Here is a 19001-nt window from a genome sequence, read left to right on the forward strand (position 1 = left end):
GGAACAGATTACTCTGTATATTTCAGATAGTTGTTAATAAGGTGGATGACGCAGCGGTTGCCCAGGAAGTTGCTCTGATCCATCCTGATGTTGGCAATGCGGTTTGCTGCATCGGTGACGGACATGGAGGTACCGGTGGTGTTGGAAACGAAGAGTGTTACCGCATCGCCGTTCTGGTCCTTAAACAGCGTAGGGAATGCCCCGCTTTCCACCCCGTCGCTGGCAATCACTTTTTTATCCAGGATATGATATTGGATAAACGACTCCACGCTGTACTGCTCCGCCGGCGTCAGCCCTGTATATTTCGGCGTTTTATTGGGCGCAGTGCCGTTACCCGGCAGCAGGCCCGCATTTACGGCTGCGAGGATGGCGGCATTATCCGGGATAAATACGGTATAGAATGCGCCGCCGGCCACACCGGTGATATCGCCGGTGGTAGCGTTGAAGAGGGTGGAATTTTTCAGGTATTGATAGAAATAGTTGAACTGGGAAGTGGTGGCAGCGCCTAAGGTTTCGATGTGCTTACCTACTGTTGTTTCGGAAAAGCTCAGGGCTTTGTCCAGGTATTGCGCAGTACCGTTCTTGGCGGCTTTGGCAGCGGTGACGTTGGCGGCCGTGTTGCTGGCAATCTCTCCGCTGGCGTACACCTTATTGTTGTTGTATTTGATATACTCTCCACCGTAAGTCATTACCACACCGGAGCCGCTGAGGTCTTTCAGGTCGCGGTCAGGAATGATGCAGAGGTTGAGGATACGGAGCAGGCGTATCAGCGCATCCGGACCTGCCAGCTGCGTGCCGCCGCCGGGAGGGGTATATCTCCACTGGTACAGCGGGTTGGTATTCGCCATCGGGTCCGCGAAGTAGCCGGCGGCATTCAGTACGCTGTTGCTCAGCATGAGGATGGAATAACGCTGGCGGATATTTGAAATCTGGAATTTCAGCTCCTGGTTCAGCAGGCTGGTCATCATGCTGTAGGATGGGTCCAGGTAAGCTTTGCCGTAAACGCTGCTGAATACATTCGCATCCTGCACCTTGTTGGTACCATAAAAAATAGCGTTACTCAGAATCTTGCGATCGGTAACGTTGGCGTTGGGATCAAAGCGGGCTTCTTCTCCCACGAAGTTAAAGGTAGAACCGAATTTGCTGGGCCATACGGCAGTTTGCCAGAGATGCGCATTGATGAAATCGTAAATGATATTCACCGGCATATCGGAAAGTTTATTGTAGTGTTCCAGCAGTACATTTTTAATAAACGGTTCCAGAGCATCGTTGGTAGGTACAAAAATGGTGTAGGCGTTTTGCTGACCATCGTTGTCCTGCAGTTTCATGAAGTTTTCGTTGTTGAGCGCAAAAGCCATCAGGGAGTTGTACACTTTTGTGTACACGTTGAATTCAGAGCCGGTGATCGCCTGGTATTTGCTGGTCATGGCCGTGTTCAGGGTATATTTCACCAGGAACTGGTCCAGTATTTTTTTAAACTCGCTGTACTGCGGGTTCTGCGCCAGGTATTCGTCGATGCCGGGTAATGCGGTGATTACTTTGTTGATGACGTGGATAATTCCATTTTCTGCTGCAATATCTTTTTCGGTTACAACGGCATCCAGCACGTTAAAACCGGTATAATTGGTATTGGGATAAAAGTAGTTGTAATCCGCCGCAGTGAGGCCTTTCGACTGCATGAAGTTATCCGTGAAGTAGGTAATATACTTGTTGTTATTATCTGCATCCGCGTAAATGGTGGCGCCGTTACGGTTGCTGTTAATGACCTTGATGCGGTTGCCTGCGCTGTCTGTACCATCGTACACACCGGTATAGTTGGCGGTGCGCCGGCGGAAGCCCAGTCCGGGAATCCATCCGGTGGCGCTTTGGTAATCAGCCAGGCGCTCCAGGCGAAACGCGTTGTACACGAGGCAGTAGGTCACAATTTTCTGGCAGGCGGCGCTGTCCAGCTGTGCGATACCACTGATGTTGTTAGCCTTGAAATAGACGTCAAACGCGGAGTCGGTAGGCGCGAAGAAGGTCCAGTAGCCGGCAGCGGATAAGGTAGGCTTATACCCTGCCTTGTCAATGGCCGTAAGGATGTTTTTGAAGTGCCCCTTTGATTCCAGCACCTGGTATATGGGAGGCTCCAGATTGTCCGGACGGCTGTAAAATTCATCCCATGCTTTCTTTTTGCATGACGGTAGCAGGATAAAAACGGATAAATATAGAAATAGTGTGGAGGAAATAAATTTCATCCTGGATAGTTTGTAATCCATTACTATCGTGGTTTTTGTACCCGGGGGTTGACTGCCCGGTTGTTTAATCAATAACGTGAATTCTGCTCATAACGAGTGCCTACTCTGGCGGCACTTTTATTTGGTTGCTGGTGTGTTTCTGTTTTAAAAATATCTTTTTTGAATTACAGTACTGTCCTGCGCCATCCTGTTTTGCTAAATTTAATTGTGAAAATGACACTTATTTAATGAGGCACAGGAACAGAACTTACTGATTGTTAAATCAATGTAGCAAAAAAATTAATTTCCATCAGGTTTGGCGGAAGCCTTCAGTCGGCTCTGCGGCCAGTACAGCTTTTCAGGAGAATCCGGATGCGCCGGATCAAAATCCGGCAGGCCTTTTCTCAGGAATTTTACAAGCGGAATGTTATTATCCTTTATTTCTTTTACTACGCATTTGGCGACTTCCCAGGCGCCAAAATTGTTAAAGTGAGTATTATCTTTTAGTTCCGTGGTTTGCCCGGGAAAGGTGTTGGCGGGGTAATGCACAAATGCATGGATGGACTTTTCTTCTCCCCATGCCTCATACATTACTTTGGTAACTTTATTCAGGTCAATCAATGCCGTTCCTTTTTCTTTGGCCACCGCGCGCACCGCAGCGGGGTAATCGCCCAGGGTATGCTGAATATGGCCTGTACTGTCAAAACTCCTGCGCTGCACGGAAGTCACCAGCACGGGGACGCCCTGTTTCTTTCTCACCTCGTCTATGACATATCTTAAATCACGGCTGTAGGAAGTAAAAGCGCCGATGCCCTCCCCTTTCTGCTTTTGGTCGTTATGCCCGAACTCTATCAGCAGGTAATCCCCCGGTTTCATCATGCTCAGGACTTTCTCAAACCGTTTGGCGCGGATCCAGGAGCTGAGGGATTCCCCGCTTTCCGCATAGTTGGCGATGGCTACTTTACCGGGTTGGAAAAATGCAGGAATCATTTGCCCCCAGGAAGCCCATGGCTCCTTGTCCTGGTCCACCACGGTGGAGTTACCGGCCAGGAAGACAGTGGTGGCGGTCTTGTTAGGTTTTATTTCCAGGCTGTACAGGTTAACCCCTCCAGCAAATTCCAGGTTAAGCCGGTTGTCCCATTGCGCATAAGCGCTTTCCCGCGGCTTAATCCGCACGCGGTCCACCACCTCCTGCTGCGCGTTCCTGATCAGCGTATCGCGTACATGCACGGTGAAATCCACATAGCCGTATCTGGTAACTTTCGGGGTAACGGCACGCCGGTTTTCCGCACGCACCACCGCTCCTTTACTACCCCCGGCAGGGGCCATCAGCACGCGGACGTCATAATTCCCTTCGGGTACTTTCACAGAAAAAAAGAATGGTTCCTCCGCAGTGACATAGGAATATTTAAGCCCCGGCTCATCTTTCACCGGGGAGCTTTCAAATCCCCAGCCGGCAGCGTCAGTATAGGCGTCAGCCGCCATTACGCCGGTAAAGCGGGTATAGGGGGCCCTTGCCCCGAAACTTAATTTCACGGTATCTGACGGGGGCATCATCCCCATCAGTAAAAGCGTCGCGTGTAATAACATTTAAAGAGATTGTCGCATTGTTAAATAAAAAGGAACTTCTATTTGTGCGGTAGTATTTTCAAGAATCAGCTGTGCAGCTGTTTCGCCCATAAATTTAAAGTCGGTAGATATAGTGGTAAGTCCGTTCAGGATCAGTTTCTTCAGCGGCGTTTCGTTATAGGAGATGATGCCCACATCCTTGCCGATCACCAGGTCCAGGGAAATGATTTTTTCTATCAGCGTGACCAGGTCGCTTTCCCGCAGGTTAATATAGACATCTCCGCGGTTAATGGTTTCCTTGTCTATATCCTTTACTATTTCATACTGGAAGGCATAGTTCTGGCAGAATTGCAGGAACCCCTGCTGGATCTCTTCCGGGTAATAGCTATGGTCCGGGAATATGATTTTGATGGTCTGGTATTTTTGCAGTCTGTCCCTGGCTTGTTCCAGGACGGAGATAATATCTTCCTGGAAATTTTCATACACGGCGCCGTATTCTCCCGTCACCCCCTTTAATTTTTTATCAAGCAGGATCAGTTTTTCCTTGGGGATGCTGTTCACCACTTCGTCCACGTTATCCCAGCGCTCCCGGAAGTGCGGCAGAATCACCACGTGGGTATAGGCGTCCAGGTTCTGGGAGAGCAGCTTACGGAACAACCCGAAATCGCTGTTGTAGATATAGAAGTCGATACTGGCCTGCTCCCCGAGCTTAGCCGCGAAACTATCGTATATGATTTTTTTATGTTCACTTAATTTATTGAATAGCAGCAGGATTTTATACTGCTTGCCGAGGTTGGTATGCTTGATAAAGTAGCCTTTACCCGGCACGGAACCCAGGATGCCCAGGCCTTTCAGGTATTTATAGGCTTTTTCGGCCGTATCCCGGGAAATATCGAATACGCAGCTTACTTCGTTGATGGACGGCATAATGTCGTCCTGTTGCAGTTTACCGTCTGCAATGGACTTGATGATAGAGTTGGCCAGCTGAAAGTACTTCGGTGTAACCGAGAAATCATCAATATATATATACTTAAATAGCGGATGTTGTTTGATCAAATCGCTGTGGAATTTATCGTTTCAGCAACAAGTTAATGAAATTACTGAAAGTCTGTATCATAAGCATGACAGTACATGACAGTTAGACATCCCCCATTGTATAACTTTAAATATCAAACCAAAAACAACTTTAGCCTTAAAATTCCACCATGCAAGCAATTCTAGGTATTCTGTTCCACTTTATCGGCGGTTTTGCCAGCGGCAGCTTTTACATACCCTATAAAAAAGTAAAGGGCTGGAGCTGGGAGAGTTATTGGATCACAGGAGGTATCTTTTCCTGGCTGATCGTTCCTTTTATAGCAGCCTGGCTCACCGTGCCCGGCTTTATGGATATTATCAGAAATACTGATTTTTCGACTTTATTCTGGACATATACGCTGGGCGTGCTGTGGGGCATCGGCGGGCTGACCTTCGGGCTCAGCATGCGTTACCTGGGTATGAGCCTCGGTATGGCAGTAGCCCTGGGCTTCTGTTCCGCTTTTGGGGCGCTGATACCGCCAATTTACCGGGAGTTCACCGGCGATAACCCGGATAATTTTTCCCGTATGATCCAGCAGCCCAGCGGCCATTTTGTATTGCTGGGGGTGGTGGTTTGCCTGCTGGGGATTGCCATCTGCGGCCGCGCGGGCATGTTTAAGGAAAACGACCTGCCGGAAGAAAAGAAGAAAGAACATATCAAGGAATTCGACCTGAAGAAAGGGCTGACCGTAGCGATCATTTCCGGCATCCTCAGCGCCTGCATGAGCTTTGCCATTGCGGCCGGCGAGCCGATGGGCCGCGCAGCGGTGGAAAACCAGGCCAATCCCCTGTTCCGCAACAACGTCATCTTCGTCATCATCATGTTAGGGGGGCTTACCACCAACTTTATCTGGTGCATGATCCTCAATACCCGTAATAAAACGTTTAGCGACTATACGAACCGCAATACCCCGCTGGTCAACAACTACGTGTTTGCGGCCATCGCCGGTACCACCTGGTTCCTGCAGTTCTTTTTCTATGGCATGGGCGAAAGCAAGCTCGAAAATGCGCCCAGCTCATGGATCCTTCACATGGCCTTTATCATCCTGATTTCCAGCCTCTGGGGCTTTGCCCTGAAGGAATGGAAAGGCGTCAGCAAAAAAACTTTAACCACCATCCTTATTGGTATTACCACCATCATCATTTCCGTAATGCTGGTAGGATACGGTAATTCCCTGGATAAATAAGATCAAGCGAAAACTATAGCAATTATGTCAATCAACAATGGCACTATCACCCAATTCAAACATGTCAGTTATTTGTGGGATGCTGAGAAAGCCGCATCCATGGCGGGTGACGAAGTTGCCCTGCTCATTTACCGCTCTAACCTGCTTGGCGCCGACCTGCGACTGACCAATTACGGCGGCGGTAACACCTCCTGCAAAGTAACAGCCACTGACCCGCTCAGCGGCGCAGCCACTGAAGTGATGTGGGTGAAAGGCTCCGGCGGCGACCTCGGAACGCTCAAAAAAAGCGGACTTGCAGCACTCTACGTGGAAAAACTGCATCAGCTGAAAAATATCTATAAGGGCAAGCACATGGAAGACGAGATGGTAGAACTCCAAAACTACTGCATCTACGACCTCCAGTCCAAAGCGCCTTCTATAGATACCACCCTGCACGCCTTCCTGCCTTTTAAACACATCGACCACCTGCACCCTGACGCCGCTATCGCCATCGCCGCGGCGAAAGACGGTAAGCGCATCACCCAGGAACTGTTTAACGGCACCATCGGCTGGGTAGAATGGCAGCGCCCGGGCTTCGACCTCGGCCTGAAACTCGCCCAGTGCCTGGCAGAGAATCCGGGCATCCGCGGCATCATGCTGGGCTCCCATGGCCTGTTCACCTGGGGCGATACCGCTTTCGAAAGCTATATCAACACCCTGGAAGTAATCGAACGCTGCGCGGCTTACATCGCGGAAAACGAAGGCGTGAAACGCCCGGTATTCGGCGGACAAAAATCTGCGCCCCTGCCGGCGGCCGACAGGTCTAAACAGGCGGCCACCCTGGCGCCCGTATTGCGCGGCTTCTGCTCCGGCTATACGAAAATGATCGGCCACTTCACCGATGATAAACGCGTGCTGGAATTCATCAACTCCAACGACCTGGAAAGGCTGGCGCCCCTGGGAACCAGCTGCCCTGACCACTTCCTCCGCACCAAGATCAGCCCGCTGGTACTGGAACTGGCTGCCAATGCAGACCTTTCCAATACCAAAACAATAAAAGAACAACTGGCGCCGCAGTTTGAAGCATACCGTAAAATGTATGCGGACTACTACGAAACCTGTAAACATCCGAACAGTCCTGCCATGCGCGACCCTAACCCGGTAGTGATCCTCTGGCCGGGCGTAGGTATGTTCACTTTCGCGAAAGACAAGCAAACCGCCCGCGTAGCGGCAGAATTCTATATCAACGCCATCAACGTAATGCGTGGCGCGGAAGCCATTTCGTCCTACACGTCCCTGCCACGCCAGGAAGCGTTCGACATCGAATACTGGCTCCTCGAAGAAGCCAAGCTGCAACGTATGCCTAAACCGAAACCCCTCTCCGGCCGCATTGCCCTCGTTACCGGCAGCGCCGGCGGTATCGGTAAAGCCATCGCGCAGAAATTTGCGAACGAAGGCGCAGTAGTGGTGATCTGCGATAACGACGCCAGCCGCCTCGAAACCGCCAACGCCGCATTTGATAAGCAGTATGGTAAAGACGGCTTCACTTCCCACCTGATCGACGTTACGGCGAAAGACAGCGTACTGGCCATCTTCCAGCACGCGGCGCTCACCTTCGGCGGGGTAGACATCGTGGTGAACTGCGCCGGCCTCTCCATCTCCAAACCGCTGGACGAACACACCGAAGCGGATTGGGACCTCCTGTACGACGTACTGGTAAAAGGCCAGTTCCTCGTTACCCAGGCAGGCGTAAATATCATGCGCAAACAGGGCATCGGTGGAGACGTGCTGAACATCGTATCCAAAAACGCCCTCGTATCCGGCCCTAACAACGCCGCCTACGGCTCCGCAAAATCAGCGCAGCTGCACCTCAGCCGCCTGAATGCTGCGGAACTGGGCGCGGACCGCATACGCGTAAACGTGGTAAACCCTGACGCCGTTATCTCCGACAGTAAGATCTGGGAAGGCGCATGGGCACAGGGCCGCGCCAAAGCGTACGGCGTGAAAGTGGAAGACCTGCCGGCATTCTACGCCAGCAGAACCCTGCTCAACGAAATCATTTTGCCGGAAGACATCGCCAATGCCTGCTTCGCCTTTGTAGGCGGACTGCTGAACAAGGCCACCGGAAACGTGCTGAACGTAGATGGCGGCGTGGCCATGGCTTTTGTAAGATAATCACCTAAATCCCGTAGTATGCCCAGGGTAGCATCTAAGATGAAACTCTTCAAAGGCTTTGAAGAGGAATATAAAAAACGCCACGATGAACTCTGGCCGGAACTGCATGCCCTGTTGAAGGAAAATGGAATAAGCAATTATTCCATTTTCCTTGATCATGATACGAATATCCTGTTCGCCCAGATGGACATCGAGGACCCGGCAGCGTTGCAACGCCTGCCCGAACATCCGGTGATGAAACGCTGGTGGGCCTACATGGCAGACATTATGGAGACCAACGGGGATAATTCTCCTGTGAGTTCTCCGTTAAAAGAAGTATTTTTTCTGGCCTAAAAACACTACACGTTATGGATATTGAAAAATACCAGATAGAAGCGTATAACGAGCCATTGCTGGCCACACACCGTAAAGCATACGACTACGTGGCTTCTACCGTGCCCAATGCGGCCGCAGTGATCGAAAAATTACGCGCTTTTCAGGTGGGCATCCCCAGCTGGGCCCTCGGTACCGGCGGTACCCGCTTTGGCCGCTTTCCCGGCGGAGGCGAGCCCCGTAACCTCGAGGAAAAGATTGCGGATATAGGACTCCTGCATGCGCTGAACAAATCCAGCGGCGCCATCTCCCTGCATATTCCCTGGGATATTCCTACCAACGCTTCCCATATCAAAGCGCTGGCGGCCCAGAAAGGAATTGTATTTGACGCGATGAACTCCAATACCTTCCAGGATCAGCCCGGACAGGCATTGAGCTATAAATTCGGCTCCCTGCAGCACGTAGATGCCGCCACCCGCAAACAAGCGATCGACCACTGTATTGAAGTGATCAACTACGGGATCGACCTCGGCTCCAACGCGCTGACCGTTTGGCTGGCGGACGGTTCCTGCTTCCCGGGTCAGCTGAACTTCCGTAAAGCATTCCAGAACACCCTTTCCGGACTGCAGGAAGTGTACAAAGCCCTGCCTGAGAACTGGAAACTGTTTGTGGAATACAAAGCTTTTGAGCCTAACTTCTACTCCACCACGGTGGGCGACTGGGGCCAAAGCTACCTCTACGCCAGCAAACTGGGCCCGCAGGCCTATACCCTGGTGGACCTTGGCCACCACCACCCGAATGTGAACATCGAACAAATTGTTTCGCTGCTCCTCATGGAAGGTAAACTCGGCGGCTTCCACTTCAACGATTCCAAATATGGCGACGATGACCTCACCGTAGGTTCCATCAAACCTTACCAGCTGTTCCTCATCTTCAATGAACTCATCGAAGGGATGGACGCCAGGGGCATGGAGCATGCCACTGACCTGGGCTGGATGATCGACGCTTCCCATAACGTAAAAGACCCGCTGGAAGACCTGCTGCAATCCGTAGAAGCGATCATGATCGCTTATGCGCAGGCCCTGCTGGTAGACCGTAAAGCGCTCTCCGAGGCGCAACAGCAAAACGATGTAGCCCGCGCCCAGGAAATCCTGCAGGGGGCTTACCGTACGGATGTGCGCCCGCTGGTAGCGGAAGCGCGGCTGCTGGACGGTGGCGCATTGCAGCCGCTGGATGTATTCCGCGCTGCGGAGGTAAGAAAAAATCTTATCAAGGAAAGAGGCGCCGTGAGCATCGCAACCGGATTATAAAGAAACCCAATACTCAAGTTCAGCCATTCATGCGTTGGCCCCAAAAACCTTCTGGCATGAAAAAGATTCCCGTTATAGTAGTATTCGACGTTGGGAAAACCAACAAGAAACTGTTCCTCTTTGATGAACAGTACCAGCTTATATTTGAAAGAACAGCCCGATTCAATGAAACAACCGATGAAGACGGAGATCCATGCGAAAACCTTGAAAGTCTTCGCCTGTCTGTGTTTGATTCCCTTCGTGAAGTGTTCAAAAAGAAAGATGTAGCCATCAAAGCCATCAATTTCTCCACTTACGGGGCCAGTTTCGTGTACGTGAATGAAGACGGTAATCCGCTCACCCCCCTCTACAATTACCTGAAGCCTTATCCTCCTGCATTACAGCAGCAGTTTTATGCGACTTACGGAGGGGAAGACAGCTTTTCCGTGCAAACGGCTTCCCCAGTACTGGGCAGCCTCAATTCAGGCATGCAGCTGTACCGGCTGAAACACGAACGCCCGGATATTTTCCGCGCTACCCGTTATGCCCTGCACCTGCCCCAGTATATGAGCTACCTGCTCACCGGGCAGGCAGCTACTGACCTGACCAGCATCGGCTGTCATACCAATCTTTGGAATTTTGGAGAAAATAAATACCATCAGTGGGTACACCAGGAAGGGATATACGAAAAGCTCGCGCCGGTTATGCCGGCTTCGCAAGTGCTGCAGCCACTCTTCCCCGGAGGGGATTATGTGATTGGCGCCGGGCTGCATGACAGTTCCGCAGCGCTGATTCCTTACCTCGTTTGCTTCCACGAACCTTTTATCCTGCTTAGTACCGGCACCTGGTGCATCAGCCTGAACCCCTTCAACAATTCCCCGCTGACGGCCGAAGAGCTGCGGCAGGACTGCCTCTGCTACCTGACCTACCAGGGCAACCCCGTAAAGGCTTCGCGCCTTTTTGCAGGGTATGAGCATGAGCAGCAACTGAAACGCATCTCCGCCCACTTCGGGCAGGCGGCCATGAAGTACCGGCATATGGACTACCAGCCGGGCATCGTGCTGCGGCCTGCGGGCAACTTCGCGGAGCGCGACCTCAACACCTTCGCTGACGACGCGGAAGCTTACCACCAGCTGCTGTTCGACCTGGCTACCCAACAGTACCACGCCACCAAACTGGTGATGAACAACGGGGATGTAAAACGCATTTTTGTAGATGGAGGATTCAGCAAAAACCAGATCTATATGAACATGCTGGCCATGCTGTTTAACGGGATTGAGGTATTTGCCGCTTCCATGGCCCAGGCAACGGCGATGGGCGCAGCGCTGGCCATTCACCACGCCTGGAATTCCAAAGCGATTCCCAATGGCATTATCGAATTGAAATACTATGCCGGTGGCCTGCCCACCATGGCAGAATAATTAAAACCTGATCCTAAATTTTAGGATCAGGTACAAAGTTCAGAAAAGCCTGCCTGTTGGCATCATAGCGCTTCCGGTCTATCCGGTAATAGAACGCGCCTTTCTTGGAGTTCAGTTTGTCCTTGTCCGCCAGCTTTACCAGCAGTTTGGTGGACAATATCTTCCGGGAGAAGTTCCCCTTGTCAAATTCCTGGTTATATACCGACTCATACAATTGCTGCAGCTGCGGGATGGTGAATTTCGCCGGCATCAGTTCCAGCAATAGGGGGTGCAGGGCCGCTTTATAGCGCAGCTGCTCCTTGGCCTTATCCACCATCTGCTGGTGGTCGAAGATCAGTTCAGGGTGCTGATTGATAGGAAACCATACCGCGTGGAAATCTTCATGCAGGTGCTGCTTGAATTTCTGGAGGTCAATGAGCGCGGTATAGGCTACAGACACCGTGCGTTCTACAGTATCCCTCCCGGGGTCGCTGAAGGTATGGAGTTGCTCCATGTAAATCCCGTCGAGGCCGGAAAGCTTTTTGAGGATTCTCGCTGCGGCCGCATCAGCGCTTTCGTCTGGTTGTACGAACCCGCCTACCAGGCTCCACTCTCCTTTCTTAGGTTGGAATCCCCGCTGGATAAGTAACAGCTTGAGATCCTGCCCGTCAAATCCGAATATAATACAGTCCACTGCCAGGAGCATCCTGGTTTGTTGTGAGTATTTTTTCATAACTGAATTAAAAAGGGATCATCTTCCCATGAAACAAAGATAAGTGATTGCTTCACGGGAAGATGATAAAATATTTTGCCGGTGGCGGCGAGTTGTTTCTCGCAAAGCGGCTAAGGATTTTTAGATCGCAAAGACCTGCCTTATGTTCTTTTAAGAAAAGATAAAGCCTGCTATTACTATCCTTTGCGAGGTTAAGCCTGCAAGGCGGTTTTGCGGGGAAAATACTAAGCTAATCCTAGCGATAGCTCGCATCATTCCACCTGATCTCATTCTCAAACTGCCGCAGCTGCGTATCCTCATCGATCAGCAGCATTTCAATGCCGGCAATACCGGCAAAGTCCTGCAGCTGTGAGGAAGTCACATTCTGGCTATAGCAGGTATGATGCGCCCCTCCGGCCAGTATCCAGGAGGTGCAGGCGGTTTTCATATCAGGATAAGGTTTCCACAGCACGCGCGCTACCGGCAGCTGCGGCAGCTCTCTTGGCGGCGCTACGGCCTCTACTTCATTTACCACCAGGCGGAAGCGGTTGCCCATATCCACGAGGGAGGCGTTCAGCGCCTGGCCCGGCGCTACATTGAACACGAGGCGCACAGGGTCCGCCTTGCCGCCGATGCCCAGCGGATGCTTTTCGCAGGAAGGCTTACCGGTGGCAATGGAAGCGCAGATTTCCAGCATGTGCGCACCCAGCACCATTTCATTGCCCGGCTCAAAATGATAGGTATAATCTTCCATGAAGGAGTTACCGCCTGGCAGTCCATGGCCCATTACCTTCATGGCGCGTACGAGGGCAGCGGTTTTCCAGTCGCCCTCGCCGGCAAAGCCGTATCCGGCTTGCATGAGTCGCTGTACGGCAATACCCGGCAGCTGCACCATGCCGTGCAGGTCCTCGAAGGTATCAGAGAAGCCTTTATAATTACCCGCTTCCAGGAAGGCTTTCATACCCAGCTCTATCCTGGCGGCGTCGCGCAGGGCAGGGTCCATGAGGAGGTTGCCTGAAATCGTGTAGGCGTCCGCGTATTCTTTCACGAGGCGGTCTACTTCCCCATCGCCGATTTGGTTGATCACCTGCACGAGGTCACCGATGCCGTGGGTGTTGCAGGAGAATCCGAAAACGGATTCCGCTTCCACTTTATCCCCATCGGTTACGGCTACAAAGCGCATGTTATCGCCGAAGCGTACGTAACGCGCGCCCTGCCAGTCGTGCCAGCCGGCCGCCACGCGGGCCCATGCGCCCAGTTCTTCCAGCACGTCGGCATCCTGCCAGTGGCCGGTGATTACTTTACGGTTCATCCGCATGCGGCTCATCATAAACCCGAACTCACGGTCGCCATGGGCGCTCTGGTTGAGGTTCATAAAGTCCATATCAATGAACTGCCACGGGATGTCCCGGTTGTATTGGGTATGCAGGTGGCAAATCGGCTTGGACAAAGCTTTCAGGCCGCGTATCCACATCTTCGCCGGCGAGAAGGTATGCATCCAGGTGATCACCCCGATGCAATTTTTGCTCACGCTGGCTTCCATGCAAACGTTATAAATTTCTTCCGGGGTGGTCACCACCGGTTTGTACACCACGGTAACGGGCATACGTTTATCGTTACTTAATGAAGCGGCAATTTCCTGGCTGTGCGCAGCTACCTGCTTCAGTGTTTCTTCTCCATAGAGGTGCTGGCTGCCTGTAATGAACCAGAGTTCGAGTGTTTTCAGGTTGATCATAACGTATGAATTTATTGACCGTAGTAGGAATTAGGTCCGTGTTTACGTTCAAAGTGTTTACGAATAAGGGCATCTTTCAGTCGCGGCGCGTTGCCATTGATGCTTTCAGTAAGTTGCGCCATTTGCGCGATGGATTCCAGTACGGCGCTGTTGTACACCGCTTTGGCGGCGGTTTTGCCCCAGGTGAAGGGGGCATGGTTGCCCACGAGGATCATTTCCACGTCCTGGTAGGTAAGGCCCCGCTGCTGCAACGCTTCCATGATCTGAAAGCCGGTCTGGTATTCATAGTCGCCGGCAATCATCTCGTCGGACATGGGAGGCGCGCAGGGGATGTCCACCGTGTTGTGGTCCGCATGGGTGGTGCCGTACAGCGGTATGTCGCGCTGGCTCTGCGCCCACGCTGTGGCATAAGTGGAATGCGTGTGTACGATCCCGTTAATCCCTTCCCAGTGCTTGTACAGCACCGCGTGGGTAAGCGTATCGGAGGAGGGGCGGAGGCTGCCGTCCACCGTTTTACCGTCGAAGTCAACGATCACCATTTTCTCCGGCGACAACTCCGCATATGGTACCCCGCTGGGTTTGATGGCGAAGACGCCTTTGCTGCGGTCCGCTGCGCTTACATTGCCGAAGGTGAAGATCACCAGGCCCAGCGCCGGCAGTTGCATGTTGGCCGCATAGGCTTCTTCCCGTAATGCCTGATATGCTAGCATCTTTATGAAATTTTATGGAGTGTGGTAGTGAATTCGCCCAGCGCTTTGTAACGCTGGTATCTTTTTGCGTATATGGCTACCCGTGAGCTATCCGGGAGGTATTCTTTTTCGAAGCCCTGCCCCATTGCTTCCATGGCGTCTTCCACTTTGCTGTACACGCCGGCGGCGGTAGCGGCAAACATGGCGGCGCCCAGGGCGCAGGTTTGTTCGGAGCGGTGGATGCGGATCGGCATGTTCATCACATCGGCCATCATCTGCATAATGAAGGCGGATTTTTTGGCGACCCCGCCGATACCGATTAATCCTTTTACGGGCACTCCTTCCCTTTCGAAGCGTTCCACGATGGCTTTAGCGCCAAAGCAGGTGGCCTCGGCAATGGCGCGGAACAGCCGTGGTGCGTCCGTAGCGAGTTGCAGCCCTGTGATCGTGCCTTTGAGCTCCTGGTTTGCATCCGGCGTGCGGCGGCCGTTGAGCCAGTCGATAGCCATTTCGCTGTGCTCTTCCGGCGGTAGTAAAGCTGCCTGCCGGGAGAGTTCCGGGATCATTTCATCCAGCATCTCCTGTTTCAGGCGGGCCGCTTCCGGGGTATCCGGCAGCAGGTGTTGCAACGGCCAGGCCAGCACATTGCTCAGCCAGGCGTAGCAGTCGCCGAAGGCGGATTGCCCTGCTTCCATGCCCATCATACCGGGGATGACGGAGCCGGGTACCTGTCCGCATATCCCTTTCACCAGGGTATTTTGCACTTCATCCATAGGCGCTACGAGCATATCGCAGGTGGAGGTGCCCATCACTTTGGAGAGGTGATAAGGCGCAATCTGGCCGCCTACTGCGCCCATATGCGCATCGAATGCGCCGATGCCCACGGTCACTGTGGCCGGCAGTCCCAAACGCCGGGCCCATTCGGCCGAAATCGTTCCGGCGGCTTCGCTGCTGGTGTAAGTTTTATCGAACAGGCGTGCGCGGAACCCTGCCAGCAGCGGATCTATTGCAGTAAAGAATTCTTCCGGCGGGAGCCCTCCGAATTCAGCGGCGTACAGCGCTTTATGGCCTGCGCTGCAGATGCCTCTTTTCAGTTCGGACGCCTTGTTGCCGCCTGTCAGCAGGAAGGGAATCCAGTCGCAATGTTCCACCCAGCTATAGGTGGCCTTGCGCACCTGTTCATCTACCCGCAGGATGTGCAGCAGTTTGGCCCAGAACCATTCGGAGGAATAGATACCTCCTACAAACCGGAGGTAGTTACCCGGAAAGGTAGCGGCGGTAGCGTTGATTTCCGCGGCTTCGCGGATGGAAGTATGGTCCTTCCACAGTACAAACATCGCATTGGGATTGTCCTTAAACTCCGGGAGTAAGGCCAGCGGCGTACCGGCGGCATCTACGGCTACCGGCGTGGAGCCGGTGGTATCCACGGAGATGGCTACTACGGCGGCGGCTACTTCGGGCCCCGCCTGGGCCAGCGATTTACGGATGCCTGTTTCCAGGCCTTCGATGTAATCAAGGGGATGCTGGCGGAAGCGACTTTCAGCGGCGTTGCAGTAAAGCCCTTGTTTCCAGCGGGGATAGTGCACTACGGCAGATGCCACCTCGTTGCCGTTGCCGGCATCTACGATTATGGTACGAACGGAGTCAGTGCCATAATCCACCCCTATCACATATTTGCTGCTCATATTAATTGTTTGAATGACAATTATAAAAATCGGTATAGCGAATTCCGGGGCTGCCCCCTGCAATTACAATGCAGGGGGCGGGAGCAATTAACTCCCGCCCCTGAAAAAATTTATTGAAGCGTTAATACTACTACGGAGAAAGGCGGCAGCTTTACGGACAGGGAGCCGTTTTTAAGCGCAGCGCCGTTGAAGGCTACAGGCTTGATGCGGTCCGGCCGGGAGAAGCTGTTATAATCCTGCAGTTTGGCGGAGGTCAGCACGCGGCCGCTCACGCTTTTGTAAGCGGATTTGGTATCTACCGTAACATCCTGGGCCTTGTTGGCATCAATGTTCACCAGCGTAATATGGGTCACGCCCTTTTTATCCCTGGAAGCCGATACGGACACGGCAGGGAGTTTTTCATTGCCATAGTTGTAGGTATTGGTACTGAGTTTCATCGGGATGAGGACTGCATCCTGGTGCACCTTGTACATTTCCATAACGTGGTAGGTTGGCGTGAGGACCATGGTATCGCCACGGGTAAGGATAACGGATTGCAGTACGTTGATGGCTTGCGCCAGGTTGGCCATCCGTACCCTGTCCGCATGGTTGTTGAAGATATTCAGGGTAGAACCTGCCAATACTGCATCGCGCATGGTATTTTGCTGGAAGAGGAAGCCCGGGTTGGTGCCTTCTTCCACATCGTACCAGCCGCCCCATTCGTCGACAACGAGCGCTACTTTTTTATTCGGATCGTATTTATCCATGATGGCGCTGTGGCGGGTTACCAGCGTATCCATGAACAAGGCGGAGCGCATGGTAGCAAAATATTGTTCCTCGTTGAACTTCACGGCGGAACCTTTGCCTTCCCAGCGGATCACCGCGTAGTGGTGGAGGGCGATGCCTTCGATGAGGTTTTTGGGAATATTGCGCATGAGTACTTCCGTCCAGTTGTAATCGGAGGAGTTGGCGCCGGAGGCGATGCGGAAGAGTTTTCCGCCGCTGTTGCTCATGAAGGTGGCGTATTTGCGGTATTCATCCGCATAATATTCCGCCCGCATGTGGCCACCGCAGCCCCAGGCTTCGTTGCCGATGCCCCAGTATTTTACCTGCCATGGATTGGCGCGGCCGTTGGTAGCGCGCAGGTCCGACATCGGACTTTTGCCTTTGAAATTCACGTATTGTACCCAGTCGCTCAGCTCCTGCACGGTGCCGCTGCCCACGTTCCCTGCGAGGTAGGGCTCTGCGCCCAGCTCTTCGCACATATTCAGGAAGTCGTGCGTACCGAAGCTGTTATCTTCCGTCACGTTGCCCCACCAGGTGTTTACAATGGTAGGCCGCTGGGATTTGGGACCGATGCCGTCCTTCCAGTGGTAGGTATCTGCAAAGCAGCCACCCGGCCAGCGGAGGTTGGGGATTTGCAGATTTTTAAGCGCGGCGATGACGTCTTTACGGACGCCGCTGCTGTTGGGGATATGCGAGGTATCACCCACGAAGAAACCGCCGTAAATGCAGTTGCCAAGGTGTTCCGCGAAATGCCCGTAAATATCCCGGTTGATGATGGGACCGGTGGAATCAGTAATAAAGCTGGCTTTGTTCTGCGCGCTGGCGGCCTGCCATGAAAGCAGCAGACCCATTATTCCCAGGCGGAAAAAACGAAATTGTTTCATAACGAGGTATTATGTTTTTTTCCTGACGACGTGGACCGTCTTGTGCTCAAAAAAACAAATTAATTGTCAGATTAACAATTATTAAGTTAAAAAAATTTTGGGCGGGAGAGAGGAGGGTTGGGAGGAGGGTTGGGAGGAGGTTGAGGAGAAGGGTTGGGAAGCGGGTTTGGGAAGGAAGGGTTTGGGAGGAGGTGGAGGAGATGGGTTTGGGAAGGAAGGGTTTGGGAGGAGGTTCTGGAGACGGGTTCAAGAGGCGTTTTGGAAGAAAGGGTTTGGGAGGAGATTGAGGAGATGGGTTTGGAAGTGGGTTTGGAAGGAAGGGTTTGGGAGGAGATTGAGGAGTTGGGTTCGAGAGGCGTTTTGGAAGAAAGGGTTTGGGAAGAGATTGAGGAGATGGGTTCGGGAGGCGTTTTGGAAGAAAGGGTTTGGGAGGAGATGGAGGAGATGGGTTCGGGAGGCGTTTTGGAAGAAAGGGTTTGGGAGGAGATTGAGGAGATGGGTTCGAGAGGCGTTTTGGAAGAAAGGGTTTGGGAAGAGATTGAGGAGATGGGTTCGGGAGGCGTTTTGGAACAAAGGGTTTGGGAGGAGATTGAGGAGATGGGTTCGGGAGGCGTTTTGGAAGAAAGGGTTTGGGAGGAGGATGAGGAGATGGAGATGGGTTCGGGAGGCGTTTTGGAAGAAAGGGTTTGGGAGGAGATTGAGGAGATGGGATGGGTTCGGGAGGCGTTTTGGAAGAAAGGGTTTGGGAGGAGATTGAGGAGATGGAGATGGGTTCGGGAGGCGTTTTGGAAGAAAGGGTTTGGGAGGAGGTTGAGGAGATGGGTTTGGAAGCGCGTTTGGAAGGAAGGGTTTGGGAGGAGGTTGAGGAGGGGTTCGGGAGGCGTTTTGGAAGGAAGAGTTTGGGAGGAGGTTGAGGAGAAGGGTTGCAAAGAAAGGTTTAGGAAATGGTTGTGATAATGCTTTTCAAGCGGGTTTTGGAAGGACGGTTTTTAGAGATGGGTTGAGGACGAAGGTTACCAGTGTTTTGGAAGGAAGGTTTTTAAAGATGGTTAAGGAAAAGGATTACCAGTGGTTTCAAAGGAAGGTTTTTAGAGATGGTTGAGGACGAAGGTTACCAGTGGTTTGGAAGGAAGGTTTTTAGAGATGGTTGAGGACAAAGGTGACCAGTGTTTTGGGAGGAAGGATTTAAGAGGAGATTGAAAAGATGGCTGAGCAGAAGGGCTGGAAGCGCCGGGAGTGTAAAATAAACTGTGTCAAGATTTAATTTACAATCGTAATTTCAGCCGCTCACCAAAAATAATTGATAATTGTGACACAGTCAAGCTCCAGT

14 protein-coding genes are annotated in these 19001 nt (G+C 52.4%); 6 read left to right on the top strand and 8 right to left on the bottom strand.

The genetic code is table 11. The annotated features are described in order from the left end of the window. Nucleotides 1-8: 8 nt before the first annotated feature. The 3 genes from BOC67_RS22620 to BOC67_RS22630 all read right to left on the bottom strand — a co-directional run bounded on the left by BOC67_RS22620 (nucleotide 9) and on the right by BOC67_RS22630 (nucleotide 4841). Nucleotides 9-2258 carry a fasciclin domain-containing protein gene (locus BOC67_RS22620; RefSeq protein WP_291913951.1) on the bottom strand — a complete coding sequence of 750 codons (2250 nt, stop codon included), beginning with the start codon at nucleotides 2256-2258 and terminating at the stop codon, nucleotides 9-11. Between the two features lie 258 nt (nucleotides 2259-2516). Further along, entirely contained in the window at nucleotides 2517-3806 is a 1290-nt protein-coding gene (locus tag BOC67_RS22625; RefSeq protein ID WP_291913953.1) for a rhamnogalacturonan acetylesterase, read from the bottom strand. Further along, the gene (locus BOC67_RS22630; protein WP_291913956.1) at nucleotides 3807-4841 is read right to left on the bottom strand and encodes a substrate-binding domain-containing protein; all 1035 of its coding nucleotides are present in this window, start codon (nucleotides 4839-4841) and stop codon (nucleotides 3807-3809) included. A 149-nt stretch (nucleotides 4842-4990) separates the two neighbouring features. Between BOC67_RS22630 and rhaT the strand changes: the two genes are divergently transcribed. From rhaT to BOC67_RS22655, 5 genes are read left to right on the top strand one after another with little or no spacing between them, the layout of a single operon-like run. Next, on the top strand, nucleotides 4991-6046 hold the full coding sequence (gene rhaT / locus BOC67_RS22635) for an L-rhamnose/proton symporter RhaT (protein ID WP_291913958.1): 1056 nt from the start codon (nucleotides 4991-4993) through the stop codon (nucleotides 6044-6046). A gap of 24 nt (nucleotides 6047-6070) precedes the next feature. Beyond that, on the top strand, nucleotides 6071-8200 hold the full coding sequence (locus BOC67_RS22640) for a bifunctional aldolase/short-chain dehydrogenase (protein WP_291913961.1): 2130 nt from the start codon (nucleotides 6071-6073) through the stop codon (nucleotides 8198-8200). An 18-nt stretch (nucleotides 8201-8218) separates the two neighbouring features. Continuing rightward, the gene (gene rhaM, locus BOC67_RS22645) at nucleotides 8219-8533 is read left to right on the top strand and encodes an L-rhamnose mutarotase (protein ID WP_291913963.1); all 315 of its coding nucleotides are present in this window, start codon (nucleotides 8219-8221) and stop codon (nucleotides 8531-8533) included. 14 nt (nucleotides 8534-8547) lie between these two features. Next, nucleotides 8548-9822, top strand: coding sequence for a sugar isomerase (locus tag BOC67_RS22650; RefSeq protein WP_291913967.1), 1275 nt, complete (start codon nucleotides 8548-8550; stop codon nucleotides 9820-9822). Between the two features lie 56 nt (nucleotides 9823-9878). Further along, a complete protein-coding gene (locus BOC67_RS22655) occupies nucleotides 9879-11222 on the top strand; it encodes an FGGY family carbohydrate kinase (protein WP_291913968.1) in 1344 nt (447 codons plus the stop codon). Between the two features lie 13 nt (nucleotides 11223-11235). Here BOC67_RS22655 and BOC67_RS22660 read toward each other — a convergent pair whose 3' ends face one another. The 5 genes from BOC67_RS22660 to BOC67_RS22680 all read right to left on the bottom strand — a co-directional run bounded on the left by BOC67_RS22660 (nucleotide 11236) and on the right by BOC67_RS22680 (nucleotide 17671). Beyond that, nucleotides 11236-11934: an NUDIX domain-containing protein gene (locus BOC67_RS22660; RefSeq protein ID WP_291913969.1), complete on the bottom strand. Its 699-nt coding sequence runs from the start codon at nucleotides 11932-11934 to the stop codon at nucleotides 11236-11238. Between the two features lie 235 nt (nucleotides 11935-12169). Beyond that, nucleotides 12170-13648, bottom strand: a complete 1479-nt coding sequence (gene araA, locus BOC67_RS22665; protein ID WP_291913971.1) for an L-arabinose isomerase — start codon at nucleotides 13646-13648, stop codon at nucleotides 12170-12172. An 11-nt stretch (nucleotides 13649-13659) separates the two neighbouring features. Further along, a complete protein-coding gene (locus tag BOC67_RS22670; protein ID WP_291913973.1) occupies nucleotides 13660-14358 on the bottom strand; it encodes an L-ribulose-5-phosphate 4-epimerase in 699 nt (232 codons plus the stop codon). 2 nt (nucleotides 14359-14360) lie between these two features. Next, nucleotides 14361-16022, bottom strand: coding sequence for a ribulokinase (locus tag BOC67_RS22675; protein WP_291913975.1), 1662 nt, complete (start codon nucleotides 16020-16022; stop codon nucleotides 14361-14363). A 110-nt stretch (nucleotides 16023-16132) separates the two neighbouring features. Then, nucleotides 16133-17671, bottom strand: a complete 1539-nt coding sequence (locus BOC67_RS22680) for an alpha-L-arabinofuranosidase C-terminal domain-containing protein (RefSeq protein ID WP_291913977.1) — start codon at nucleotides 17669-17671, stop codon at nucleotides 16133-16135. Between the two features lie 153 nt (nucleotides 17672-17824). On the opposite strand from BOC67_RS22680, the gene BOC67_RS22685 reads away from it, so the two are divergent. Continuing rightward, entirely contained in the window at nucleotides 17825-18625 is an 801-nt protein-coding gene (locus tag BOC67_RS22685; RefSeq protein ID WP_291913979.1) for a hypothetical protein, read from the top strand. Nucleotides 18626-19001 lie beyond the last annotated feature (376 nt).

The organism is Chitinophaga sp. CB10 (assembly GCA_001870995.2).
Lineage (GTDB): Bacteria > Bacteroidota > Bacteroidia > Chitinophagales > Chitinophagaceae > Chitinophaga.